General features: G+C 33.7%; 1 protein-coding gene. It reads right to left on the reverse strand.

Annotated elements, in window-relative coordinates; translation table 11 throughout:
• The coding region (locus tag EQO05_RS15260) for a transposase (RefSeq protein ID WP_164888591.1) at window positions 1–329 on the reverse strand (329 nt) is incomplete at both ends.

Below are 329 nucleotides of genomic sequence, written 5' to 3' on the forward strand. Positions count from 1 at the left end.
GAATCTGCTTTTATCTCTTCTCTTATTAGAGTATGAATTTCTTCGGAATCATACCCTTTATCCATAACATAACATTGGGACCTTCTTGACCTGTTTGATTGTCTTATCAGAGTTTTTGCATGCTTGACATCATGATCTGTTTTTTGACTGATTTTCCATCCTAATATTACTTTTTTATCAGTATCTATTGATATTGAAGTTTTAAGGAAGCTCCTTCGGAGCTTCCCTGTCCTTTTAGAATAATAATGACTCGCATATGAACTCGTAAATCCAGTTGCGTCAATTGCTGTAATAGAAGCATTTTCTCCGTGTGAATAAAATAGTTTTAG

The sequence above is a fragment of the Methanosarcina sp. MSH10X1 genome (assembly GCF_004099695.1).
Lineage (GTDB): Archaea > Halobacteriota > Methanosarcinia > Methanosarcinales > Methanosarcinaceae > Methanosarcina.